The sequence below is a fragment of the Paenibacillus sp. FSL R7-0210 genome (genome assembly GCF_038009085.1).
GTDB classification, from domain to species: Bacteria; Bacillota; Bacilli; order Paenibacillales; family Paenibacillaceae; genus Paenibacillus_AQ; species Paenibacillus_AQ silagei.
The window spans coordinates 2,979,426-3,005,694 of sequence record NZ_JBBPAR010000001.1; the positions used below are offsets into that span (position 1 = coordinate 2,979,426).

The window sequence follows — 26,269 nt, forward strand, 5'->3', positions numbered from 1 at the left end:
GATTGTCAGGTCCAACTGCAAACAGCCTGCGCGGAGAGCCTCCGGCAGGCTGCATAACAGGTATCTATCCAAGAGCATAAAGTGGCTTATTTAGGCTGAATATATCCTTCGGCCTTAAGCAATTCGGCGATCAGTACCGCACCGCCGGCAGCGCCTCTCACCGTATTGTGGGACAGGCTGACGAATTTGTAATCGTACAGTGAATCCTCGCGCAGGCGTCCTGCGGAGATGCCCATGCCGTTCTCAATATCGCGGTCCAGACGGGTCTGCGGACGGTTCTCTTCCTCAAAATACGTGATGAACTGCTTAGGAGCACTCGGCAGACCGAGCTCCTGCGGACGCCCCTGGAAGCTGTTCCAGCGTTCCAGAATCTCCTCGCGGGAAGGCTTCTGCTCAAAGGAAACAAAGACAGCCGCCATATGGCCGTCAGCCACAGGTACACGAATACACTGTGTGGTGATTACCGGCTGCTCGCTTGGTACGATCCCTTCACTGGTTACCTTACCCCAGATCCGGAGCGGCTCCTGCTCGCTCTTTTCTTCTTCCCCGCCAATGAAAGGAATCACGTTATCTACCATATCCGGCCAGTCCGCGAAGGTCTTGCCTGCACCTGAAATCGCCTGATAAGTGGTTACAACCACCTTAGAAGGCTTGAACTCATGAAGTGCATTCAGAGTAGGCATATAGCTCTGAATGGAACAGTTCGGTTTCACGGCGATGAAGCCGGTCTCTGTCCCCAGACGTTTGCGCTGCTGGGCGATAACCTCCAGATGCTCCGGGTTAATCTCGGGAATCACCATCGGAACATCAGGTGTCCAGCGGTGTGCCGAATTGTTGGAGATCACCGGAGTTCCGGTACGCGCATAAGCTTCTTCCAGCGCCTTGATCTCTTCCTTCTTCATATCTACGGCGCAGAAGATCAGATCCACATCCGCTGCCACTTCCTCTACCTTGGAGGCGTCTTGAACCATAATGCCTTTGACTGCTTCCGGCATAGGGGTGGAGAGCTTCCATCTGCCTTGAACAGACTCCTCATAGGACTTGCCGGCTGAATTCGCGCTCGCCGCAATCGCCGTTACCTGAAACCATGGATGATTCTCCAAAAGTGCAATGAAACGCTGGCCGACCATACCGGTACCGCCAACAATACCCGCTCTGAGCTTCCTCGACATAAGAAATTCATTTCCTTTCAAGCAGCGCCTAGCGAAAGGTGCTTTTTAATAACCGATTATAAATGATAGCGGCATGTTACACAATATGTGATTATAAAGTAAGTGTTTCCTCTTCTAATTAAATTACCGCGTCATCCCCAGCCGCTTCGCCAATTCACCCAGCTCCTGGCCTTTCAGCGCCCCTTCCACCAGGACAGGCAACAGTGCCGGAGTACAGGCGAAGCAAGGGGTTCCGTCACGGGCGAGCTGAGCGGCAAGCCGTTCATCATAGGAAGGCTTACCCTCATCGGAGAGGGCCAGCAGCGTCATCGTCCGCACCCCGGATTCCCGCAGCTCGCGCATCCGCCGGACCAGACCGGCCTGATTACCGTTCTCATACAGATCCGATACGATAATGAACAGCGTCTTCTTCGGCTCCTCGATGAACTGCTCGCAATACTTCACCGACTTATGAATATCCGTGCCGCCCCCGAGCTGGATGCCGAAGAGCATGTCAACAGGATCATTCGCACATTGCTCCGTCAAGTCTACCACCTCGGTGTCAAAAGCAACGACACGCGTGTTCAGCGCCGGGATACTGGCGAAGATCGAGCCGATCACCGACGCCCAGATCACAGAGCTGGCCATCGAGCCGCTCTGGTCAATATCCACAATGACCGTCCATTCCTTGCTGCGGCGGGCCCGGTCGAAATAGAAGAAGCGCTCGGGGATAATCATCCGCCGCTCCGCATCGTAGTGCTTCAGATTGCGCTCGATCGTCCGTTTCCAGTCCAGCCCGCTTAGTGAAGGCAATGGGGAATGCTGCCGCTTGTTAAGCGCTCCGGTAACCGCACGGCGGATATCGGTCTCCAGCAGCTTGACCAGCTCATCCACAAGCGCCTGGACCAGCATCCTTGCGGTTTCTTTGGTTTTCTCCGGGATTTTGCCCTTGAGTGCCAGCAGCGTACCCACCAGCTGGATATCAGGCTTCACTGCCGCCAGCAGCTCCGGCTCGAAGAGCAGCTGCTTCCAGCCCTTACGCTCCATCGCATCCGTCTGAATGACCGAGACCACATCCTCCGGGAAGAAATTCCGCACATCTCCGAGCCACTTGGACAGGTTAATCGCAGCATGTCCCGAGCCTGCACCTCTGCCCTTCGATGCGGCAGCGGCACTCCCTTCTGCCTTGCCTGCGCCTGTCTCATTATAGATAGCCGCCAGTGCCGCATCCATAATCAGCTCTTCCTCACTTAGCGTCCGGCCGCTGCCTTGGCCATAGCCAGGCAAGGCCTCTTCCGCTTCCTGCCCCAGAATCAGCCGCCAGCGTGTAAGGGCGCCGTTCAGATTATCCTCCATCAGCTCTTCCTTCAGCTCTTCCTTCAGCTCTTCTTCACCCATCTATAGATCCCCGAAGTCAAAATCATTCAGATCATCCAGCATTTTGGCTTCCTCCTCCTTCAGTTCTCCTGTCAGAATCTCGGCGGCCTGCTCTGTGTTCACGCCCCACAGCTCACCCAGCAGCTCAGCGATCATCGTCTTCTCACGCGGGGAGAAGGTACTGAACGCCCGGCGCAGGAAGACCAGCGCACGCTTGAATTCCTCATCCTCCAAGGCGTTGATATAGTCATTTAGCTGCTCCCACAGGCTCATTCGCGACAACAGACCATAGCGGTTACGCATGGACAACCCTTCGAACCAGCCTGCCCCGAGGTCCGCCGGTATCCCCGGAGACAAGCGGCGCGACACCTCCGCCGCTACCTCCCCGGCAGGGATGGCTCCACGCTCCATCAGGATCGCGCAGGCGAAGCCCGACAGCCGCGGGTTGCGGTCATCCCGCTGCGCCAGCTGCAGCAGCTCCTGCAGCCATAGAGCTGTATCCGCAATCTCGCTATGCTCCTGCGAGATGTTATTCAGGTCATTCATTGCACTTATCATCAGCGCCGCCGCTTCATCATTGCAGCCGCTGGCATCCAGCAGGAACAGGCAGCCCCGGCGGAACAGCTCCTCCAGCAGCGGTACGAACGGGGCCGTATCCACCTTGCGGATGTCGCCATAACCGATGATCTTGGCCAGCTCTCTGGCCGCTGTGGCAATCGAGACGACATCGCGGCTATCCACCGCAAGGCGCTGCAGCACGCGGCTGCTCTCCTCCATCTGCGTGGTCATGGCACATTCGCAGGCGGTGACAATCAGCGCAGAGGCCTCAGCGATAGAGCTGCATTCCAGCAGCTTCTCGCGCAGCACGTAGGCTGCCGCCACCTCAATGGTCTCGCCCAGCAATGTAGACTCCACGATCTCAATCTCTACCTCCGGCGCCCACTGGAGGACCCAGTGCTCCGCCCAGGTCGCCCCGGACTGGCCGCTCGGCACATTCCGGGCGAAGTGGATGCCGAGCAGCTCCAGCCGGTGGAACAGCACCGAGCGGTGCAGATCGAGATAAGCCGCTTCACTGCTTGACACCCGGCGGTTCTCGCGCAGATCCAGCGTCAGGTCACTGGCTACAGTCGATCTGTACTTCTCCAGCTTGTAGCGCTTCAGCAGCCGGTTCAGGTCATCCTGAATCGGCGTCTGGCTGACGCCATCGGCCAGCCTTCCGATATTCGTACCGACATCCACCCGGGCCAGCGAATCGGCGATAACGGCCAGATCACCGTGGCCGAGCAAGGTCTGTGCGGCATCGCGCAGATCGCGCAGCGTAGGTGCGCTTCCGCCGTGCAGTGCCGCCAGCGACTCTGCCAGCCGCACCGCTTCAATCACTTCGGCCGTGGAGCGGTGCGTCCCTGCTCTGCGCACCATCCGGGCTACAGAGGAGAGATAGAGATGGGGCAGCTCCTCAGCGCGGCCTGAGGCCATCAGCTCCCACATCATCTGGAAGTAGTGCGGAGCCGCGTTGCCCGCACCGTAACCCGACATAGTGGAGAGCTTATAGTAGGAATACGGCATCAGCGTCAGCTTGGTAGAGCGTGTAGGTAATGACGCAAGCTCCGTATCGCTCATTCCCTCCGAGAGATCAGCCAGTGCGGCGGCGTGGTATGCACCGCAGATCACAACAATCTTCTCAGGCAGATGCCCTTCTTCAATCTTGAGCTTAATTCTCCGCCTCATGTAAGATTCGCGCAACGCGTTATAAGCATATTCCCGCGGCTGCTCTGCACGCTCCGAGGACTCCGACAGCTCCCGCATCTGGGCAGAGAAGGCCAGAATCGCGGCGCGGTATGCGCCGCTGCTGGCGTTATGCTCGTAATTACGCTCCCAGTACATATCATAGTCATGCTCACCGGCAAGCCGGGCAATCCGGCTGTATACGGACTCCGGCTCACTGACTTCCTCTTCCGCCGGCTCCCCCTGTTCTTCAGCCACAGGCTTCAGCTCCGTGCGTCCGCCGGCATCCTGTCGTAACGCATCCTGCAGCCCCAGCGTTACAGAGGAAGGCAGGTCGATGAACTCTGCCTGTGCTCCATGCTCCTGTGCCCATTTCATCCCCTGATATTCCGGGGAATACACAGCGAACGGCCAGAGTACCGTCCGTACGGGCAGATCCTCGGTGAAGGCCAGAATAGCTACCGGCGGCTTCGTTACCGCATGGGTTAAATGACGGATCTCTCCGCTTGCATCACTCGGCCCCTCAATCAGCACGGCGGTCGGCTGCAGCTCGTTCAAATATTCCAGGACATGCCTGGCACCGCCCGGAGACAGATGCCGGACTCCGAAGACATGAACGCCGGCAACCGCTGCCCTGCTCACTCGTTCATCTCCTTGCAGGCTTGATAGAGTCCGCGCCAGTCCGCTCCTTTTTTCTTCATTACATTATCCAGATATTCCTTCCACACCAGCTTATCCTTGTCGTCATCCTTGACGATCGCCCCTTGGAGTCCCGCTGCCAGATCCTCGTCGGTCAGTTCTCCGCTCCCGAAGCTTGCCGCCAGAGCCATGCTGTTCGTCAGCAGCGAGATGGCTTCTGCCGTGGAGATTACACCGGCTGGAGTCTTCACCTTCTCCTTCTTGTCGAGCGTCATGCCGCTGCGCAGCTCGCGGAAGATGGTGACCACCTTAAGCAGCGCTTCATCCGCCGGAACAGCAGCCTGCAGCTCATAGGAGGAGGCAATCTCGCCGACACGCTTCTTCACAATGGACAGCTCCGTCTCAAGGTCCGATGGCGCAGGCAGCACAATGATATTGAAGCGCCGCTTCAAGGCAGCGGACATCTCATTGACTCCGCGGTCCCGGGTATTTGCAGTGGCAATAATCGAGAAGCCCTTGCGGGCACTGGTCTCCTTGCCCAGCTCCGGCACAGAGATCGTCTTCTCCGACAGAATCGAGATCAGCGCGTCCTGTACCTCGGAAGCACAGCGGGAGATTTCCTCGAACCGGGCAATGCCGCCGTCCTCCATCGCCCGCATAATCGGGCTCTTGACCAGCGCTTCCGGCGTTGGACCGTTCGCCAGGAGCATGGCATAGTTCCAGGAATAGCGTACATGCTCTTCGCTTGTTCCCGCTGTCCCCTGAACAACCATGCCTGAGTTGCCATAGATTGCCGCCGCCAGATTCTCGGACAGCCAGGATTTCGCCGTGCCCGGCTCCCCGATCAGCAGCAGTGCCCGGTCAGTGACCAGCGTGGCAACCGCCATCTCGATCAGTCGGGTGTTGCCGATGTATTTCGGCGTAATCACGGTCTTGCCCGCCTTGCCGCCAGTAATGAACGTGAGAACTGAACGCGGGGACATCTGCCATCCGGCCGGAATACGCCCGGTGTCCTCCTTGCGCAGAGCCTCCAGCTCATCCTGGTACAGGATTTCGGCAGGCAGACGCATGTAATCCTGAAGCTGATCTTGTTCTGTTGACATGTACACCTCTCCTTGCAACTGTTTTGTGAAAAGCTAAAGTTAAGAATGTATGGCTTCGAGGAACAGGGTAGCTGTTATAAGGGTCAGGTATTCTTGGCACTCCGCAGGCTGGCCAGCACATATTCCAGCTGCTGCTTGCATTCATATCTATAGTTGGGAATAACCGCTTCCACACGGCTGGCATAGCTGGCAGGGAAGCGCTCCATCATTTTAAATATATACAATTCGAAGGTATACGGGTTATGAGGACTCTTAGTCTCCAGGGCACTCATCAACAGTTCCAGACGCTCCGGCTCAGGCACCCCGGCCCTTTCCAGTCCCTTGAAGATGTTGGGAATGAAATCACTGGCACGGCGTTTGGACAGGTCCTGCAGCTTATCAACCAGAAAGTTCCGCACGCCCTTGTGACCCGGCCGGGCAAAGGCACTGGCCAGATTCACAGCATTGTGCTGGATGAACCAGTCCAGCCAGCGGGGGTCCCAAGCTGCGGCAATCTCCTCAACCGGAAGCATCTCCCTGCTGTAAGGCTGTCTGATTCCCGCTGCATCCCACTCTACTTCATAATTCCGCCGGCGGATATCCACAACCTGATCCTCAATGGTATTAATCAGCAGCTGGGAGCGCTGAGCCGCATCCTTGGCTTCCTTACCCACAAGCGCTTTGAGTTTATCCAAGAAGGTTCCGCCGGCGAACCGGTCGAATAGCTCCTTCGGACTTATAGACTGCTGGGCGGCATGGAAATAATGCGGCAGGAAACGCACGCTCCGCTTCTCCAGCTCTGCAAGCTCTGCCAGAGCAGCACCGTCTGGAGTTTTCTCTTTATACAAGGCTGCGTGGTCCAAAAGCGGAATCCAGCCCAGTGACGAGAACCGGGGATACTCTTGAAGGATATAGCTGTAGATTTCATCCAGCTGCGGACTCCGTACCCGGCGAAGAGCGGTAAGGAAGGGAAGAAGCTCATTCCATATCTTGTCTGTCAGCTTCACGCCGTCATTTTTCTGCGGGGCTGCCTGCAGCTCCTCCATGAATAATGCCGCCAGACGGGCACTCACCTCTGCGGAATGCCCGTCCGCCAGCACTCTGCCCAGAATCTCGCGGTCCTTCTTTTGGATGAATGCCTCAACCAGCCGTTCCCCTCCCTGTAACGTACCGCCTGCCGCCAGCGCCGCATAGGCCGCTTCGCGGATGGCTTTCTTCTTGTCAGTGGACCACTCCAGCAGGTTGGGCGTGAATTGTTCATAACCGCCCAGGCATTTGATGGCTGCAGCGCGGACCTCCTCACTTCCACTCTCGGCAGCGTGGAAGATCTTATCCAGGTATTCGTCTGCACCGACCTTCCAGATTACCTCCAGTTTGCGGACCTCACTTCTTCCCCCTGAGAGATTAAGACTCTCCAGCAGGTGGCTGGCAATGACCGGCCCGTAGGACGGGAGAATATGATTCATCGCATATTCCGCCAGCTCCGCATACGGGTCGTTCAGCGCAGAGACCGCCAGCGGCAGCAATCGCAGATCCTGGAAGACCCCATCCTTATACGCATCCACTACAATCTCATATCTGCCGCTTCCGGTAGTGGTGAGTGCTTCCAGCACAGGCGCAAGCTTCCGGTAAGTCTGATTCGTCTGCAGGGTGAACTTCCGGACCGGCAAGGGTCCGGGAGTTCCGTCCACGGTTGTCGTTCCCTGAGTGTACAGAACGGACTCCAGCAGCAGGGTATTCTCCTGCAATTGAATGCCCGGGGCAGGACCGTCCGGGCTCCCCGGTTCAATCAGTGCCGTGATTCCCTCGCCTAACTTCTTAAAGACTGGTGACCGCTCGCCTAGCTGCTGAAATTGCGGAAGCAGCCGCTTCAGGCGGAAATCTTCGGCCGCCAGCTCACTTCCGGCAATATACAGTCTTCTGTATTCCTGATGCAGCTCCTGCAATAACGCTGTGCTCATGGATTGTCCTCCCATATGAATAAAGGTTTGTGGATTATGTTGAATTACTCTAGTACAGCAGACGAACGATCTCTTCGTCCTTAATGACACTTAGCGGCTGGGCACGCAGACGTCCCTGGTCCAGGTCATGCTCGAACATGACCAGAACTGTACAATCTTCGCGGGCGCCTGCCGGAAGGAACGGCAGCAGCTCCACTGTGCCCTGCGGCATCGACGGAATATCCTCCAGAAGGAGCCTTGTGCCTTCCCCGTCAGTCATAACATACTGGCCGTTCTCTGTGACGCCCAGAGCTGCGGCATGCAGCAGCATGACCGGCTGCTTGTCGCTCAGCGGGTTCTTGATCTGGTTCTTCACCTTCTTGAAGACCTCCGAATATGAACGGTGAGCCTTGGCGGCCGCCCGCTCAAGATCCGTGCCTTGCACCGGTCTTGAAGACATGGACTCGTACCTAATCCGGGCATTCATATCCCCGGGATAGGTGTACAGCTGTGGAACCACGGCAATGTCGAAGAAGCTGTCTTCCTCACGCATCAGCTTCGCCGCCTTGTAAGGGCGGTAGTTAAAGGTCCGGCGGATCTCCCCGGCTTCCGCAGAGAGATCCAGCCAAAAGCCAAGGTCTACGAACTCCTGGCGGGCCGCATCGTTGTAGCTGTAGAAGGATAACTGCAGCAGCTCTGCCCCCTCCTTCACCAGCCCGTATTCCTTCAACTCGCTAAGCTGCCAGGCATGGCCCAGCCATTCATCAATGGTGGATTCATGATCCAGCGCCAGCTCCGGGTCCTCGCTCCGGGCCAGCAGATACGTCCGGCCCTTCTTGATAAATGCGTGTAGCCGTGTCAGCTGCTCCACCGCATATGTATAGTTTTGCTCCTGATCGTTGCCGCTGAACATCATATTCGCGAAGCGGCGCAGCTCAATCTGCGCCCCGGACAAATAATAGTTCCCGAGCTGCTTCACATGCCCCTGAAGCGTCTTGGCCGCAGACTTGTCAATTGTGGACAGGCCACTGCGCACGAAGGAGAGTACCAGCTTCTCCAGCAGGTCAAGCCCTTCGAGCTGCGCGTTGATTTTTTTCTTCAGGGCGGATTTGTTAACCTTCTTCGGCTTGGACTCTGCTCCTTCAGCCGCCTGCTTCACCTTGTTCTCTTCCCGCTTCTCCGCCTTCTCGCGCTTCGATGCGATGTCCTCGGGAACCGGGGCAGGTGTGAACGTCTGGCCTTCGGTATAGGCATACAGCAGACCTAGTGCGTGCTTGCAGGGGAATTGGCGGCTGGGGCAGCTGCAGCGGAAGACCGGGCTGTCTGGTGCGATGAAGTCCACTGAGCACTCATAGGGCGTTTTGCCGCTTCCGGCACATTTTCCGAATAATAGCTCTCCGTTCTCCGACTGATGGAGCTCCACAAAGCTCTTTTTGCGGACCAGCCCCTGGCCGTTCTTGATCGCAGCAGCATTGGGTGCAAGTGAATCGACGTACGTGGATGTTAGCTCTGGCAAATTAGATTCCTCCCGGCTGAATTAGGATGTAAGCAGAATGAATGAACGTGCATACGGGGCACAAGTATTTATTACCCAGCTTCACATGAAACGACTACAAATAAGATCATATGTTTGCATTTATTTTAACAAATCTTAGCGTCCGATCCAATAGAGTAACCGCTTTCAGATGAAAAATGGGTGATAGGTCCTAGATTCGCTTCTGGTCAAGCTCCGTTCTAAGCGGTTTATGTACACTCTATAGCCGACAAGTGGAAACGGCTTTGCCGTCCTTTTAAAGGACGGTACCGTTTCAGCGAGAAATAGAAGGATAAGTTATCGTGTGCAACATATAAATTCTTATATTTACAAAAAAACGGCCAGCCCTCCTAAAAGACAGCTGCCGTTCCTGCTTCCCCGCAGGGATATTTTATTTGAACCAGCCCTTCTCCTTAAACCGCGTAATCGCCTCAATCCGGTTGCCCACATCCAGCTTGTCCAGAATGACCGAGATATAGTTGCGGACCGTTCCGGTGGTGATATAGAGCTGGCTGGCGATCTCCTTCGTGTTCTTGCCGTCTGCGATCAGCCCCAGCACTTCCTTCTCCCGCTCGGTCAGCGGATTCGCTTCCTTGCTGTAGGCTTCATCCATCAGCTCCGGCGCGTACATCCGTTTGCCGTCCATGACACTGCGGATCGACAGCGCCAGCTCCTCGCTGGGACTGTCCTTAAGCAGATAGGCATCCACTCCGGCCTTGACCGCACGCTCGAAGTACCCTGCCCGGGCAAACGTGGTCAGAATCATGATTTTGCAGCCTGCCCCCTTCAGGGCTTCTGCCGCTTCCAGGCCCGTCATAGCCGGCATTTCAATATCCATAATACAGATATCCGGCTGTAGCTGCTTCACCAGCTTCACAGCCTCTTCCCCGTTGCCCGCCTTGCCGACCACCCTCATGTCTTCCTCCAGGTCCAGCAGCGCCGACAGCGCTCCCAGCAGCATCCGCTGGTCTTCAGCTATCACGATTGATATCATTGCGCGTTCACCTCCATGTCCGGCTGCTGCGACGCATTCGGCACCTTAATCACTACTGTAGTTCCTTCATCCTGGATCACTTCCATCGAACCGTTCACGAACTCAAGCCGCTCCCGCATTCCCTGCAGGCCATGCCCCTTATGATACAGCTTGGTCCCTTCAATCCCTCCGCCGTTGTCCTTCACCTTGATGACCAGATCGGTCCGTGAAGATTCAATCTGTATCCGGCACAGCGAGGCGCCGCTATGCTTCACCACGTTGGTTACCGCCTCCTTCATGCACATGCTCAGCACATTCTCGGTAATCAGCGAGGTATTAGTCAGAACGGGATCACCCTCCAGTATATAACCGATCTCCGCCGCCTGGAGGAATTGCCGGATGCGCACCAGCTCATCTTCAACCCGGATGCCCCGCATCTGTGTGATCATCTCCCGGACTTCCTTAAGCGCGCTGCGGGCGGTTACGCGGACATCGTTAATTTCGATCATGGCCTGTGCCGGATTCTTGGTGATCAGCTTGCCGGCCAGGTCACTCTTCAGTCCGATCAGTGACAGGCGTTGTCCCAGCGTATCATGCAGATCCCGGGAGATCCGCTGACGCTCTTCCATAATGCCCAGCTCGGAGATCCGTTTGTTGGCATCCTCCAGCTGTTCCTCCAGCTTATCCTGCCTGTTGCGGTTATAGGTTGTGACCGGAAGCAGCACCACGGCAATAATACTGACCAGCACGAACGGCAGCTGCGAGAGGAATACGGGATTGCGCATAATCAGCTCATAGTTAATGGCTACAATCGTCGTCAGCAGATGGATCGGATAGAGGGTGAAGAAGGCCGCTCTTTTCTGAATATTCCCGATAAAAAAAGCCAAAAACAGCGCAAAGTACATGTACCCGAACAGCAGCGTCATCGTAACAGAAACTATCATCTGCACACTGGTCCAGAAATAGACCACCCAGCCCCTGGACTTAAACGACAGCACGTAGCAGGCGAAGAAGACCATAATCATCAGGATGCCATACACCCAGCGGTCCGCCGAGGAGGATCGGAAGATAAAATAGAACGGAAGAATGTAAAAAACAACCCATACATAAGGGCTCAGTCCCGTACTTTTATGAAAAATATGATGCCACTTCTGCATGTTAGCCATCCTTTTTGCCAGCAAGTTTATACCCCCATTTTAACATAAACCAGCCTCCGACCGGCAACTACCTTCGAAACAACCTGTGTGTATTCTAAAAAGAAAGACCAGACCCGGCATCCTGCTCCCCGGATCTGTCTTTCTGCATGTTATCATGTTACCGCTTCTATTCGCTCTGGAACCCAGGTTTGATTACCTTCAGCCCCTCTTTCACGGCAGGCTCACTCTTCCGCAAGCGCTGCTTCAACTGCTTGAAGCTGAGGAAGACCTTATGCTCTTCATCCCAAAGACGGTATTTCAGCGCTTCGAGACTGGTGCTGAGTGTAATGGTGGTTGCCTTTTGCAAAGGCGGGCTGGCATTGTGAGCCAATTCCAGATTATAATTCGGCACCTTCGGACTCAAGTGATGCACATGGTGAAATCCGATATTGCCGGTAATCCATTGTAGCAGCTTCGGCAGCTTATAGTAAGAGCTTCCTTCTACAGCGGCGTTCACGTAGCTCCACTCTTCATCATGCTCGAAGTAAGTATGTTCGAACTGGTGCTGTACATAGAACAGCCAGATGCCGAGGAAGCCGGATACGAACACAATCGGCAGCTGTACCAGCAGGAACGCCTGCCAGCCTATGAGCAGAATGATTCCAGCATATAGACCCACAATGGACACATTGGTCAGGTACGTATTCATCCGTTCCTTGCGTCTTGCCCCTTTGGCATTGAACCGGTACTGGATGAGGAATACGGCAATCGGTCCGATGACGAACATTACCAGCGGGTTACGGTAGATCCGGTAATAGAGCCGCTGGAGCGGCTTGGCAGCCACATATTCATCCACCGTCATGATCCAGATATCCCCGATGCCTCTTTTGTCGAGATTGCTGCTTCCGGCGTGATGAATCGAATGACTGTGCTTCCACTGGCGGTAAGGGACCAGGGTAAGCACACCGGTGATGGTGCCGACAATATCATTGGCCTTGCGGTTCTTGAAGAACGACCCATGACAGCAGTCATGAAAAATAATAAAGGTGCGGATGACAAAGCCGGCAGCCGGAATAGCGAACAGCAGCGTCAGCCAGTAGGACACGGATAAGCTTAAGTATGCGGCGGTCCATAATAGCACCAGGGGCCCAAGCGTATTAATGAGCTGTTTTATGCTCGTGTTGAGGTCTGTTTTCTCGTAAGGGGCTACGCTTTTCTTCAATGTAGAGAGCTGGGGTATCTGGTTGTTGGTCATCGGGATCGGTTCCTCCTCGGATGCATCCATTCAAGGATACTTCTTATATTTCAAGTATAAAGAAAGAAGTGTCATCCCCGTAAGTCATAAATATCAACTCTGATGTATGACAAATGTCATAGTCGGCTCTGGAGTGCTTGTCTGCCCGCCTCCTTCGTTCTGAGCAGCGGCAGCAGAATCAGCACCGCAATCAGGAACAGTACGCCGCTCCCTGTGAAGACTGCAGATAGGGAGAGCGTGCCTTTGGCGTAGCCGGCTACAGACATTCCGATCACCATGAAGCCCATGAACATCGGCCCCATAATGCCGCCCACCCTGCCCATATAAGCAGTCTCTGTGTGACGGAGCAGCAGGGTATTGATACCGATATGAATACAAGGGTAAAAGAATCCGCTAACCGTCTGGAGCACCAGCGTGAGCGCTGTGTGATGCGACCAGCCTACCCCTACCGTTCCTGCCGCACTGATCAGCAGGCCCAGGGATAACATTGTCTGCGGCTTCATAGTTTTGCCTTTACTCATAATAAACATTCCACCCAGCAGCATCGCCGCTCCATTCGCCATCATCACCCACTGCAGGAAGCCTTTGTCTCTGCCCAGATTCTCCATAATGATGAAGACACCCAGCGGCTGAACCAGTCCGGCGGCAAGCCCGGCGAAGGCAAACGTTACTCCAAGGTTCTTCAGTACCCGGCTTGCACGCACATAATTCAGTCCGGATATCATCTCCGCCAGGAACCCGCTGCGGGCCTGTCCGGTCTCCTCCCTCCGTTCAGCGGGCAGCTTGACCAGAATGAGCGCCGAGCCGATGAACATCCCGCCCATCACAGCAAGTGAGACCTCAATGCCGTAATGACTATAGATGAATGTGCCGATCACCGGACCAATGACCATGAAGAAGGCTGTAAGCGACTGAAACATGGCCATTACACTCTGCAGCTGCTCTTCAGGCACATGCTGCTTAAGCAGCTTCATCGCCGAAGGCTGTGAGAACTGGGACAGGATGGCAGATACCAGCGTTGCGAACAGTAAGGCCCTCCATGAGCCCGACAGCACCACCAGCAACACAGCAAAGACTGAGCAAGCGGACAGCAGATCACTTACGATCATGGTCCGTTTGGGCCGCCAGCGGTCTGCGAAGGTTCCCCCGATGATGGCGAACAGAAACAGCGGGCCGTATTCAGCCACCGAAATAAGCGAGACATAATAAGGATCATTGTGCGTAATCTCCGTCACATACAGCAGAATCGCAAAATTCCGCACCCACACCCCGAGCTGCAATAGCACATTTGACAGCATAATCGTCCGTACATACTTGTTACTTAACACGTTAACATCCTCCATTATTCAATATTAAACTAAATAGATGTATATCTAATATGTTTATTAATATATAGATGTTTTATTTATTTGTCTATATATTTAAGGATAATATTATCATTCGTCTATTAATTATAGTAGCATGATTAATCCTTCCAACACAGAAGCAGTAATGATGAACGAAAAGCAGCCCCTGTTCGCCACCTTAGTTGGATTTTATACACTTAATAAATCCGTTTTTCTTTCCGTAAGAAGATTACGTGGATTTTTGTCATCTAATTCGACCCCATTCCGCTAAAGCTCCAATTTCGCTTCCAGTAAGTGTCGTTTATCCAACTGCTTCACCGGTTTCAAAGATTTCGGCTGAAAGAGTTGGAGTTTTTCCACTTATATAAGACGCACTTAAGTTTTGAACTTGAAGCTTCGCCGTCACTGCGGTGAGCATTTGGACTTCCGGCCGCTGCCCGTCACCAGATTTCTTGATTAATCCCGCTCTTCAAGGATGTAGCAAATTAATCAGCATTAACGCCTTGAACGACAAAAAAAGCACCCATTAGCTTAGGTGCTTAGTCGCTTAGGTGCTTAGATTCTTAGTTGCTCAGACTCTTAGGCCGATTCCTTATCCGGCCTTTATGTATATCCTGCGTTTACTCAGCTTCTTGCCTGCCGGTCTGCTAAGCCTGCTTCACATGCTCCTCACGGTACTCTGTGGGCGTCTTGCCGGTCGCTTTTTTGAATACCTGGGTGAAGTATCTCGGGTCCTGATAGCCGACCAGCGGTGCGACCTGATACACTTTCACATTGCTGCTGCGCAGAATGTATTTGGCGTTCTCCATCCGGCAGTGGGTGACGAATTCGAGGAACGTGTAGCCGGAGATTTGCTTGAACAGAGTGCAGAAATGGCTGATGCTCAGATCGGCCACCTCGGATACCTCCTCGATGCTGAGATCCTTATGGTAATTGGATTCAATGTACCGCTGGACCTTCTCAATGATGCTCCGTCCGTCCTCCCGTGCTGCGGTCTTATGACTCTGCTCCAGCCAGTCGCGGAAGGTGGTCTTCAGGACATTCATCATGTCCGGCAACGTGCCCAGTCCGTTCAGCTTGCTGAACAGCCCTTCAATGGACCAGTCATTATGTGTATTCAGATGTTCGAATTGCCGGTATAACACCACACTCATCTCAATCATCAGGCGCTCCGCCAGCGGCTGGGGCAAGCTCTGGGCTTCAATGAAAACGGACATCTCGTCAAAAAGAGTCAGCATCCGCTCCATATTCAGAGTACGGATGCTCTCAATCAGCGACAGCTCCAGCTCCTTCGGATACTGCACCTCGCGGTTGCCTGCCGCTGCTGTCTCCTCTTCCAGGAAGACACCGGCCTGACCGGAATAGAAGCGCTGGTACAGCGCCTGGGAGGCTAACGGGTATACCGTGCTAAGCTGATCAATCCCGCTGGTGCTTCTGCTGATGCCGACAGAGCAGTTCAGCTTGGAGTAGCGCTTGATTCCGGCTATAAGCTGCTCCCCGAGTTCCCGCTTATCATCATTCAGGCTGGCCGGGAAGAGCAGAATCCATTCTCCGTTATAGAACGGGAAGATAGACAATGCCCCGTTCGTAAGCGACCACTCCTCCAGGATATTGCGCACGGCAAACAGCCACAGACGCTTCTCCTCGGCGCTCCATTGCGCCGTCAAGGCCGCGTAGTCGTCCAGACGGACCACGGCCATGAAGTATTCTCCCTCCAGCTCGCTGTTCTCCAGCCACGCAAGGTGCTGCAGCGGCCGCGGATTGCCCAGCGTGAATTCGGCCAGCATGCGCTCGCGGGCCAGCAGCGACAGGGTCTGCACCGAGAGCATTAGCTGCTCGTTCTCCTTCTGGCGGTCCAGGCGCTCCCTGGCCCGCTTAAGCATCTCCACCAGCTCGTCATGGTCAATCGGCTTCAGCAAGTAATCAAAAGCCCCCAGCCGCAGGGCCTCCCTGGCATATTCGAATTCCCCGTAGCCGCTGATGAAAATGAAGATCAGCTTGGCGCTGCGCGGCAGAACCTCCTTCATCAGCGTGATCCCGTCAATCACCGGCATGCGGATGTCGCTTATAATGATGTGTGGTGCGGTCTGCTGAATCTGCTGCAAGGCGGCCTCCCCGTTCTTCGCTTCCCCCACAATGCTCAGGCCCAGCTCATCCCATGGAATCGCAACCTTCAGGCTGCGCAGTATAATCGGCTCATCATCTACGAGCAGTACCTTATATTTCTCCTGCTGCTCCTTCATCACTTACACCCCCAGGCTTATTGACCCGAAGAACTCCGGATCAGATTCCAATACTGCTTGGACGCATCCTGCAGCTGCTGCAAGGCCTGCTCCGCCTGCAGCCCTCCGTCAATCATCTCCTCGATGACACTAAGGAAGGTCTTCTTCACTTCAGGCGATAACAGATTGTCATACGGGACGAAGCTCTGCTCATTCTCCTCCATCATATCCATCACCTGGGCAAAGACCGGTCCGGTCTTCTCCGGGTCAAATGCAATCCGCATCGACGGAATTCGGAGACCCTCATAGACAATCCGCGTCTGAATCTCTTTCGTATAGAAGCCCTTCATCAATTCAAGTGCCGCTGTCCGCTTCGCTCCGGTGAGGCTCGAAGACAGCCCGATGCCAATCGTATACCCTCCGGCGATAGACGGCTCTGTGCCGGCCTCCCGCGCGGGGAAGGGAATGACTCCAACCCGGCTCTGGAAATCGTCCGGGGCATTGTCCCCCGAGAATAAATTGATATCCCAGTTGCCGTTCAGATACATGGCTGCCCTGCCTTCAGTGAACAGACGGACCGCACCCTCGGTGGAGGTATCATTAGAGTCCTCACTGAAATAGCCTGCCTTCACCCATCTGTTCAGATGCCGGAACGCTTCCAGGTAGCCACTGTTCTGGAAGCTCGACATATCCTCGCCAGTAACCAGCTTCTGAATCAACTCCGGTCCGGCGTAGCGGTCCATCAGATAATGGGCGAATATCCCCGCAGGCCAGCGGTCTTCATTCCCCAGCGCAAACGGGATATACCCCGCTGCCTTCAGCTTCGCCATCACCGTATCCAGCTCGGCCAACGTAGCCGGAGTGTTAATGCCTAGCTTGGTGAAGATTTTTTTATTGTAATAGAGCGGTTCCGCATTGCCCTCGATAGGCAGTCCGTAGATATGATTGTTGAACGTCCAGAGATGCAGATCCTTGAACTGGTTGCTGAGACCGTTCTGGGCAGTGAAATCGGTCAGATCCATCAGCCGGGCTGAACGCACGTAGGGCTCGATCTCCGCTCCGCCGAACAGGACGAACATATCGGGCGGTGTGCCGGTTACCATCTCACTCTTCAGCTTCTGCTCCCGGTGGATATTCTGGTCCAGCCCCTCGAAGTTCACCTTCACATTCGGATGGCTCTCCTGGTAGCTGCGCACAACCTCCTCGAAGATCGCCAGCAGCGGCCGGTCATGCTCCTTGATCCAGAAATGCCGGAAGGTCAATGTGATCTTCTCGGGCGAAGTATCCTCAATCTGCTCCCGGTCCTCCTGCATAATGAACCATACGGCGCCGGACATCAGCACAATATAGAGGAGAATCCATCCCCAGTTGGTCAACCATCGGAGCACATGTCGCTGATCTTTCATTTGGCTTCTCCCTCTCATGACGGCTGTATCCTCGGAATCCGGATGCAGATGGCTGATCCGAAGCCCGGTGAGGAGCAGACCAGAATGCCATAGGGATTGCCGAACCGGATGTTCAGGCGCTCATGCACATTTTTCAGCCCAACCCCGCTGTCGCTGTATTTCTTGGGATTGCTCCGCTCCTTGTTCCACTGGCTCATCAGCACCTCAAGATCGAAGCCCGGCCCGTTATCCTTCACAATAATGATAATATCCTTGCCGTTCTCCTGGGCGGTGACTGTAATGGTCCCGTGCTCCTCCATCTGCTCAATGGCATGATACAAAGCGTTCTCCACAATCGGCTGAACAATCAGCTTCTGGGTCATCACGTATTTCAGCGGCTCCGGCAAGTCCAGCTCATAGGAGAATTTGTCCTCGAACCGGAACTTCTGGATATCCAAGTAATGGCGGACATGCTCGAACTCCATCTGCAGCGGGATCAGCTCCTGATTCTGGCTGATGCTGATCCGCAGCAGCCGGCCGAGCGAGATGACCATTTTGCTGATATCCCGGTTGCCTGCCAACACCGCCATGGAGTTGATCGATTCCAGTGAATTATAGATGAAATGCGGGTTGATCTGGGCCATCAGCGCCTGCATCTCCGCTTCCTTTTTGCGTCCCTGCTCGGTCTGGACCTGGTCAATCAGCTCGTTGATCTGCGAGCTCATCCGGTTGAAGCCGTCAATCAGGGAATCGCTCTCATCATTGGCCCGCAGCGGTACCGGAATCGGGGTGAAGATCCCCTGCTTGACCCGCTTCATGCCGTTCACGGCGCTGTTAATGCTGCGGACAAGCCTGCGGATGAAATAACGGTCGAACAGGAAGGCCGACAGCAGCGACACCATGCCGAGAATAATCGCAATATTGCGGATGGAGACCGATTCAGAGGAGATCAGGTTCATCGGCGTAATGGCCGCCAGATACCAGTCCGCGTTATGTGAAGGCAGGAAAGTGATCAGTGACCGCTCCCCTTGATAATTGTCAATGTAATAGTCCTGCTCCTGGTTATAATTCTCCTGCAAAAAAGGAAAATCCGTCCGTTCCCCGATATGCTCCCCGGACTTGTTAAAGACGATATTGCCCTGCTTGTTGACCAGCAGGATATCCCCTTTCTTCAGGGTCGCAGCCTCCCAGAAAATCTGATCAAGCAGATCCGGCTTCACATATACAACCAGATAGCCGATATCCTCCAGCGAATAATAGTCCTTAATCACTCTGGCATGGACCAGCACCGGCTTATCGCCGCTGGCCGAGCCGTTCTCTCCGGGACCGGACCAGACAGGACGCCCTTCGGCAGCCTCCATGGCTCCGAACCAGACCTGCTTGTGCATATCCGCAAAAGACATCGGCGCATTGTATTGGTACAGCAGCCGGTCTTTCCCGTACAGGCTGAACGAGGTGATCATCGGATGGTTAATCAGCAGGTTGTTGATTTCCTGCTTGCGGTCATAGGTGAGGACGAAATTCTGCTGCTTCAGCGACTGCTGGATCGCAGGCTGCGTAATAGCTGAATTGGTGATCGATGAAATCTCACTGAGGGCGAACTTCAGCTTGCGGTCCGTCTCCAGCAGGGAGATCCAGTAGAAATTACTTGATTTCTTCTCCATAGCATTCGAATAATTCACATACGTCACAATCCCCATGACAATCACGGGAATGAATACAAGAAGAATAATAGCGAACAAGATTTTGCGGCGGAGCTTCATGACGGGTCCCTTCCTCCTGCGGTCTCTGTCCAAATAGAAGAATTCATAGGTTTCACACGATAACTTATCCTTCTATTTCTCGCTGAAACGAATGCCGTCCTTAAAAGGACGGCAAAACCGTTTCCACTTGATTATTATTCTTCACAGCATTCTGTAAATCCTCTTACTTATTGAATACACAGACAGTTAACTCTTGATGGCACCTGAAGTCAGTCCGGCAATGACCCAGCGGCTGAACAGCAGGAAGACAACCAGCAGCGGCAGCGTGGCCGTGAAGGTAGCGGACATAATCATCCCGTAATCAAGACCGTCACGTGTAGTGAACAGCTGCTGCAATGCAATCTGAATCGTGAAATGCTCCTTGTTCTTCAAGACCACCAGCGGCCAGAAGAAGTCATTCCATACCGTCATGAAATTCAGAATACCCAGGGTAGCCATCGCGGGTGTAATGACCGGAACGGCAATCCTCCAGAAAATCCGGAAGTGGCCTCCTCCGTCAATACGTCCGGCTTCAATCAGCTCGGTAGGCACGGCCGAGGAGATGTACTGCCGCATCCAGAAGATGCCGAAGGCATTGACCATAGCCGGAACAATCAGCGCCTTGAAGCTGTCGATCCAGTGAAGCTTGGCCATAATGACATAGGTTGGCAGTACGCCGAGCTGCTGCGGAACGATCAGGGTGGCAATAACGAATACAAACAGCACGTTTTTACCGGGGAATTCATATTTGGCAAAAGCATACCCGGCCAGCGTACAGAAGAACACGACCGAGACCGTCACCATGGACGAGACGAACAGCGAGTTGCCAAGCGCCTGGAAGAAGTCCGATTTGTCCAGCACCCGCTTGAAGTTCTCGAAGAACTGGTCTCCGATGGTGAGCAGCGGCGGTACATGGAACACAGCTCCCTTGTCATTGGTCCCGACCACAAACATCCAATAGAACGGGAAGATGGAGACCAGTGCTCCGAGAATCAGCAGAAGATAGAAGCCCAGCTTGCCGAAGAAGCCGAGATCATCCGGTTTTTTTCTGAACATACGCAGTGTGCTCACGCTTTTTTCCCTCCAGTCTGTCTGCCGCCGCCTCTGGAGATCAGCATATTGAGGACAGAGAACAGAATCGTAACGAGGAACAGCAGAACCGCTGTAGCCGCCGCTGTACCGAAGAAGCCGTTGCGGAAGGCCTCACTGTACAAATAAGTAACCATCGTAATCCCTTCCTGCCGGGTAGATCCGGTGCCGGATTGGCCGAGGAAGACATAAGGCTCTGTGAAGAGCTGCAGCGCACCAATGGTGGATTGCAGGGATACGAAGATAATGAACGGCTTAAGCAGGGGCAGTGTAATGAAGAACAGCTGCTGTCTGCGGTTGGCCCCGTCGATTTTGGCCGATTCGTACAGATCCATCGGAATACTCTGCAGGCCCGAGAGGAACAGGATCGCATTGTAGCCCGTCCAGCGCCACATGACCATCGTGGAGATGGCAATTTTGACCCCCCACCAGCCGGAATTGAAGGCCATGCTCTCTAACCCGATTCCGTTAAGCAGCCAGTTGATCATCCCGTTATTACCGAACAGCGTACTGAATACCAGTGTAACCGCCACGATCGAAGTGATATTCGGCATGAAATAGAGGATGCGGAAGGTCTTCTTGAACCGGGTCATCCCCGAATGCAGCAGCACCGCCAGAAGCAGCGCCAGCATAACCTGCGGCACAGTACCCATCAGCCCCATAATCAGCGTGTTGCTGAAGGAGATCCAGAAGGTCGGGTCCGTGGTGATCAGCTCGAAGTTTTTGAAGCCGACGTATTTCATTGGACCTAAGGCATCCCACTTGAAGAACGATAAATAGAATGTGAAGAAAATTGGATATAGTCCGAATATCGAGAACAGAATAAAGAACGGTGAAATGAAAGTATACGCAGTGATGCGGCTCCGTCTTTGTTCAGTGAAGAAAGGTCGTTTGCTCTCGGCATGCGGACTCGTAATTACGGGCTCAGCCATGTCACACCTCCAGAGAATTCATATCTAAATCCGGATTCACAGAGAGATTACTCCGTGAATCCGGACATTTGGGGAAGTCTGTTCCCCGCATATTACAGGTTAGCCGCGTTCTGCAAGCGTTTTTGACTGCTTGACAGCATCGTCCCACTCTTTGGCCGGATCGGCTTTCTTCTCCAGCACGTTCTTCAGCGCATTCTTGAAGAAGGTATCGGTCTGGTCATGCAGCGGTCCGTAGTATACCGGCTTCACGCGGTTAGCCGCTTTGCCGAATTCCACCGCCGTCTGCTGTCCGCCGAAGAAGTCATCCTTGAAATCCACGAACGCAGGATCTTCGTACAGTGCAGGGATAGAAGGCATCAAGCCTTTGGTCTTGAAGGATTCCAGCTGGTTATCCTTGTTCACGAGCCACTGGATGAAATCATAGGCTTCCTTAGAGTGCTTGCCTTCCTTCGGCAGCGTGATGAACGAACCGCCCCAGTTACCGGCGCCCTCAGGAAGCTGGGCAATTCTCCATTTGCCGGAGGAGTCCGGCGCGTTGCTCTTGATATTGCCGGCCATCCAGGCTGGACCCATCACGACGGCGAACGATCCATCGTTCATGCCTTGGCCCCATTCAGGCGACCAGAGCATGACATTGCTGATCCAGCCCTCTTGAATGCCCTTAACGGTAAAGTCATACGCTTTCTTCACTTGCGGATTGGTATCGCCGATGAAGCTGCCGTCTGCTTTGCTGAAATAGATCTCGTCCGCCGACTGGTCACGAAGCGCATTGTACGTCAGGTCGGTCAAGTCGGAGAAATACTTGCCTGTCTTGTCTTTGAACGCTTTCGCTACCGTAGCGAATTTGTCCCATGTATCGATGGCTGCGCCGAAGCCCTCAGGATCGGCCGGCAAGCCGGCGGCTTCAGCCAAGTCCGTACGGTAGTAGACTACTGTCGGGCCGATATCCGTAGGAAGTCCAAGCTGGAAGCTGCCGTCGATGGAGGAAGCCTGCTTCCATTTCCAGTCAAGATAGTTGGCCTGGATGTCTTTGGCTCCGAGGTCATTCAGGTTGTAGAATTTGTCCTGGGCTCCCAGGAAGCGTTCCATGAAACCGATCTCAAGCTGGAAAATATCAGGTGCGCCTGAACCCGCCGAGAGTGCTGTGGTCAGATTGTTGTGGTGAGCCGTCTGGTCACCGGTATTCTGAATTTTAATGGTTACGTTAGGGTGTTCCTTAGTGTAGGCAGCCGCCAGCTCTTCATAGTTCACGTTGCCCAGCGTCCAGAACGACAGTTCGACCTTCTCTGCTGGCTCTGTCTTGTCTCCTTCAGCTGCGGGTGCTGCTGTACTTTCTCCCTTGTTACCTGAATTCCCTTCGGCAGCCTTGTTGCCGCCGTTGTTACTTCCTCCGCACGCCGCAAGTGAGCTCATGAGCATGATGGAGACCAGCGCCAGCGCCAGGTTCTTTGTTTTTTTCATTCCTCTGTACCCCTCTCAAAGGTTTCTTTTACAAGATTCAGTGTACCGTAGGCCACTGTTTTTTTTGAGGAGGCATATTGCCGATTTATGGTGGAAATACTTACGATTCTAAAATAGGTGGATTTTTTGTGATTTTAGGAGAGTTTTTATCCTTACAGTATTTACAAATCATTGTAAATTACCGATAGTTCTTAAGTAGGATTACAAAGGGGGATTTTAATGTTTAGATCAAAAAAGCTTCTGATTTCCATCGGAATCATCGCTTTATTAGAAATTGCTATTTTTACAGGCATGTCCTTGAGAGAAGCCTTAGGGATGAACTTTCTTCTTGCATCACTTGCTGTAATTATTTTTTGGTTCGTGGGCATGTTTAAGCCGGCCATTGTCCGCTGGGGAAATCGAAAAATCATTACCAAGTATTCTGCTGTTATGTTTATTATATTTTTTATTTTGTTCGTGATTGCAATTCCAAAAGCCTCTCCCTTGGAACAGGCTACTAATCAGACTGATGACCACACGGAAGTTCTTGACACTTATGTACTTAAATCTGAAACAACTCAGAAGAATGCTGAACTTGCCAGCTTGTCTATGAATGCAAATGCCATTGAAGCAAAGGTCACCGCTGTTACTGATGGTGATACCTTTACAGTCAAATTAGACGGAAAGTCTGAAAAGGTGCGGCTAATCCTAATCGACACTCCTGAAACAAAACCTGTACAGCCCTTCGGGCCAGAGGCGAGTGCGTTTACAACAAAGTTGCTTAGAGATAATACAGTCAGACTTGAATTCGATGTATCCGAACGCGACCAGTACGGCCGTCTCCTTGCTTACGCCTATATCGATGATAAAATGGTAAATGAATTGCTGCTGGAGAAAGGTCTTGCACGAGTCGCTGTCTTTCAGCCGAATGTGAAAAATGTTGATCAGTTCAGGTCTATCCAGAAAAAAGCTCAAGCAGCAAAATTAGGGATATGGAGCTTAAAAGATTACGCAACTGATAAAGGATATGATGATACCGTTGTGGCTAAAGCTACTATCCAGCCAACTGCCACAGTTAAACCGTCACCTAAGCCCACAGCCACACCGAAGCCTACCGCTACTAAAAAACCTGTTCCAGCTAAAACTCAAAAACCTGCAACTACTAAAAAACCGAAACCAAAAGCAACCCCGCAACCAGTTCAAGATGTTTACTACAAGAACTGTTCTGCCGTGAGAGCAGCCGGTGCTGCGCCGATCTATGCCGGAGAGCCTGGATACTCTAGAAAGCTTGATAAAGATGGTGACGGAGTAGCGTGTGAATAGATTTAACCCCGGAATAACTATCCGGGGTTTTGTTATGTACTTCTCGTATCACATCATCAATTTTAATCCAATCTATAATCGCAATATTATTAGCATTCAGTTCCTTCATAGGTCGAACTAAAATCTATCAAATGATATAATTGCTGAAGCAGCAGTTATCCCTATCTAAAGGAGATTTATTCCATGCCCATCAACCGACCACTACTCACTGACCAGGATCTGCAGGAAGCGATTGACCGCAAGCTGCCCGTCCGCGTCTTCCAGGATGACCATCTGGTGAATTCCGGCGCTACTATAGTGCGGTTCACGGATTCGGATGTTGTGATTCAGTCGCGGGTCAGTGATTTAACGTATTACTCGCGCAGCCGCTGTGAATTCTTTGAAGTCCGGCCTTAAGTGATGAATGCCCGGGCCTTGGACACGTGTGAGCTGTGCGGCCGTTCTCCTCTTGCAACTACCGTTCATCATTTGATCCCCCGCGAGAAAGGCGGCAGCCTGCTCCCGACTGCCCTTCTGTGCAAGGCTTGCCACCGGCAGATTCATGCTTTGTATACCAACAGTGATCTCGTTGTTCTTGGCCTTACGACACTGGACAGCCTGCGCAGCGACCCGCAGATTGCCGCTTATCTGAAATGGATCATGCGGCAGGCGCCGGGCTCTGAACCGAAGCTGCGCAAATCAAAGCGTGTTCGAAGCAAACGTTAATCTGCCGGATGGCAGGATGATGCTGGTGATCTGAGGTGCAAAGCGTAGCAACTGGAAAATGCTTTGCCGCCCTTATAAGGGCGGTATCGTTTTCGCGAGAAACACAAGGATAATGTACAGCGTGAAACATAGACATTCTGTTCTTAACAAGACATCCTAGCAGAGGCTTAGGATGACCTGCGTGCGAGCAGAATGTATACTGTTTTTCACATACATTTTGACCATATGCCTGCTTGAGAACACAATGTATACTGTTTTTCGCATACATTCGGATCATGCGTCTGCGTGCGAGCACAATGTATGCTGTTTTTCACATACATTCTGACCATATGCCTTATACCAGCCGATTGTATTTTGTTTTTAGCATACATTCTGCCTTAACCGGTGAAATCTGATATACTCCTGATAATAATTCTTAAGCAGCAAAAAGGTGCCTTCCGAGTTGCGGGAGGCACCTTTTTGCTGAAGGTTCTATGATTTGCTGCGATGTCTTCTGCATAAAATAGTTCTGCGGCTCTATTGCTTGCTTATTTCTTCATGTCGCCATAGCTGCTCAGCTTCTCGTTAAGGACCTCCTGAAAGCTCTGGACTTTGTCTTCCTGTCTCTGCGCTTTGGGATGGACAACGGGCTGAGGTCTAAAAAACTGATGATTAAAAGCCATAAGGTTATGTACGCTCATACTCATTGAAGTTCAACCTCCTTCCATAATCTTCACCTTATTTGCGTGAGTGCGAAGCATCTTATCCCTTATATAAACCGCTCTTTCCAGTCCTAAACAGTTTTATCTCAGAAAAATGGAAATAGCGGACCCGGACTTGAAAATCAAAGTCCGGGTCCGCTGCTGAGTATCATCCTATTCATTCATCAACCCGACTAAATAATGGCTATAACGAAAAATCAGTCACGCCTTTCTTAGAGGCATATTTCAGCGTATAGGTTCCTCCGCCCTCAAAGGGCATCGTGGCCAGTTTGATCCGGGTATAATCAAGCCTATGCTCTCTTAATACTTTTTTGATCAGAGCTATACCCCGTTGTTCATCCGTAATGACACAAAAGATATTAAGTACAAATTGCTGCCGGTCTGATACCGTTTTGCCCATCTCAGACCCGTCTACATAGCCAAGCTCCGCATCCGCTAAAAAGAGATTCAGGTATTCCGTGACTTTATCCCTCAACCATTGATCGCGCTGGCTCCCTTGCAGACTCTTCAAGGGATATTGGACAACCAGCCAGCATTTCTCATTCATTCCAGTTCACTCCCCGTTTGAGTTA

At 53.1% G+C, this 26,269-nt stretch carries 21 protein-coding genes; 3 read left to right on the forward strand and 18 right to left on the reverse strand.

Translation table 11 applies throughout. The annotated features are described in order from the left end of the window. Nucleotides 1–86 precede the first annotated feature (86 nt). The 16 genes from asd to MKY64_RS13060 form a co-directional block, all read right to left on the reverse strand. Nucleotides 87–1,172 carry an aspartate-semialdehyde dehydrogenase gene (gene asd, locus MKY64_RS12985; RefSeq protein ID WP_340953392.1) on the reverse strand — a complete coding sequence of 362 codons (1,086 nt, stop codon included), beginning with the start codon at nt 1,170–1,172 and terminating at the stop codon, nt 87–89. A 123-nt stretch (nt 1,173–1,295) separates the two neighbouring features. Continuing rightward, nucleotides 1,296–2,507: a VWA domain-containing protein gene (locus MKY64_RS12990; RefSeq protein ID WP_340958075.1), complete on the reverse strand. Its 1,212-nt coding sequence runs from the start codon at nt 2,505–2,507 to the stop codon at nt 1,296–1,298. A gap of 42 nt (nt 2,508–2,549) precedes the next feature. Then, complete coding sequence (locus MKY64_RS12995) at nt 2,550–4,895, reverse strand: DUF5682 family protein (RefSeq protein ID WP_340953393.1); 2,346 nt, start codon at nt 4,893–4,895, stop codon at nt 2,550–2,552. After that, a complete protein-coding gene (locus tag MKY64_RS13000; RefSeq protein WP_076074576.1) occupies nt 4,892–5,995 on the reverse strand; it encodes an AAA family ATPase in 1,104 nt (367 codons plus the stop codon). The genes MKY64_RS12995 and MKY64_RS13000 overlap by 4 nt, the downstream gene beginning before the upstream one ends. An 83-nt stretch (nt 5,996–6,078) precedes the next feature. Then, a complete protein-coding gene (locus MKY64_RS13005) occupies nt 6,079–7,935 on the reverse strand; it encodes a HEAT repeat domain-containing protein (protein ID WP_340953394.1) in 1,857 nt (618 codons plus the stop codon). A 49-nt stretch (nt 7,936–7,984) separates the two neighbouring features. Next, nucleotides 7,985–9,430, reverse strand: a complete 1,446-nt coding sequence (locus MKY64_RS13010) for an SWIM zinc finger family protein (RefSeq protein WP_036729202.1) — start codon at nt 9,428–9,430, stop codon at nt 7,985–7,987. Between the two features lie 409 nt (nt 9,431–9,839). Next, nucleotides 9,840–10,442: a response regulator transcription factor gene (locus MKY64_RS13015; RefSeq protein WP_076074553.1), complete on the reverse strand. Its 603-nt coding sequence runs from the start codon at nt 10,440–10,442 to the stop codon at nt 9,840–9,842. Further along, the gene (locus MKY64_RS13020) at nt 10,439–11,578 is read right to left on the reverse strand and encodes a sensor histidine kinase (RefSeq protein ID WP_340953395.1); all 1,140 of its coding nucleotides are present in this window, start codon (nt 11,576–11,578) and stop codon (nt 10,439–10,441) included. Before MKY64_RS13020 ends, MKY64_RS13015 begins: the two co-directional genes overlap by 4 nt. A 166-nt stretch (nt 11,579–11,744) precedes the next feature. Further along, on the reverse strand, nt 11,745–12,812 hold the full coding sequence (locus MKY64_RS13025) for a fatty acid desaturase (RefSeq protein WP_076074548.1): 1,068 nt from the start codon (nt 12,810–12,812) through the stop codon (nt 11,745–11,747). A 116-nt stretch (nt 12,813–12,928) separates the two neighbouring features. Further along, nucleotides 12,929–14,140, reverse strand: a complete 1,212-nt coding sequence (locus tag MKY64_RS13030; protein ID WP_340953397.1) for an MFS transporter — start codon at nt 14,138–14,140, stop codon at nt 12,929–12,931. A gap of 665 nt (nt 14,141–14,805) precedes the next feature. Continuing rightward, nucleotides 14,806–16,401, reverse strand: a complete 1,596-nt coding sequence (locus MKY64_RS13035) for a response regulator (RefSeq protein ID WP_340953398.1) — start codon at nt 16,399–16,401, stop codon at nt 14,806–14,808. Nucleotides 16,402–16,418: 17 nt separating this feature from the next. Continuing rightward, complete coding sequence (locus tag MKY64_RS13040) at nt 16,419–17,786, reverse strand: ABC transporter substrate-binding protein (RefSeq protein ID WP_036729212.1); 1,368 nt, start codon at nt 17,784–17,786, stop codon at nt 16,419–16,421. A gap of 14 nt (nt 17,787–17,800) precedes the next feature. Next, nucleotides 17,801–19,528 carry a cache domain-containing sensor histidine kinase gene (locus tag MKY64_RS13045; protein ID WP_036729213.1) on the reverse strand — a complete coding sequence of 576 codons (1,728 nt, stop codon included), beginning with the start codon at nt 19,526–19,528 and terminating at the stop codon, nt 17,801–17,803. 186 nt (nt 19,529–19,714) lie between these two features. Beyond that, entirely contained in the window at nt 19,715–20,578 is an 864-nt protein-coding gene (locus tag MKY64_RS13050) for a carbohydrate ABC transporter permease (protein WP_036729216.1), read from the reverse strand. Then, on the reverse strand, nt 20,575–21,528 hold the full coding sequence (locus MKY64_RS13055; RefSeq protein WP_036729218.1) for a carbohydrate ABC transporter permease: 954 nt from the start codon (nt 21,526–21,528) through the stop codon (nt 20,575–20,577). Before MKY64_RS13055 ends, MKY64_RS13050 begins: the two co-directional genes overlap by 4 nt. Nucleotides 21,529–21,627: 99 nt before the next feature. Beyond that, a complete protein-coding gene (locus MKY64_RS13060) occupies nt 21,628–22,989 on the reverse strand; it encodes an ABC transporter substrate-binding protein (protein WP_339256159.1) in 1,362 nt (453 codons plus the stop codon). Nucleotides 22,990–23,208: 219 nt separating this feature from the next. Between MKY64_RS13060 and MKY64_RS13065 the strand changes: the two genes are divergently transcribed. From MKY64_RS13065 to MKY64_RS13075, 3 genes are all read left to right on the forward strand, one after another. Further along, nucleotides 23,209–24,291: a thermonuclease family protein gene (locus tag MKY64_RS13065; RefSeq protein WP_340953399.1), complete on the forward strand. Its 1,083-nt coding sequence runs from the start codon at nt 23,209–23,211 to the stop codon at nt 24,289–24,291. A 183-nt stretch (nt 24,292–24,474) separates the two neighbouring features. After that, on the forward strand, nt 24,475–24,687 hold the full coding sequence (locus MKY64_RS13070) for a hypothetical protein (protein WP_209873220.1): 213 nt from the start codon (nt 24,475–24,477) through the stop codon (nt 24,685–24,687). Between the two features lie 3 nt (nt 24,688–24,690). Continuing rightward, a complete protein-coding gene (locus MKY64_RS13075; RefSeq protein WP_340958076.1) occupies nt 24,691–24,996 on the forward strand; it encodes an HNH endonuclease in 306 nt (101 codons plus the stop codon). Between the two features lie 527 nt (nt 24,997–25,523). On the opposite strand, the gene MKY64_RS13080 is transcribed toward MKY64_RS13075, so the two are convergent. Together MKY64_RS13080 and MKY64_RS13085 are read right to left on the reverse strand one after the other, a co-directional pair. Continuing rightward, entirely contained in the window at nt 25,524–25,682 is a 159-nt protein-coding gene (locus MKY64_RS13080; RefSeq protein WP_209873214.1) for a hypothetical protein, read from the reverse strand. 199 nt (nt 25,683–25,881) lie between these two features. Then, complete coding sequence (locus tag MKY64_RS13085; RefSeq protein WP_340953401.1) at nt 25,882–26,244, reverse strand: hypothetical protein; 363 nt, start codon at nt 26,242–26,244, stop codon at nt 25,882–25,884. Between the last annotated feature and the right edge of the window lie 25 nt (nt 26,245–26,269).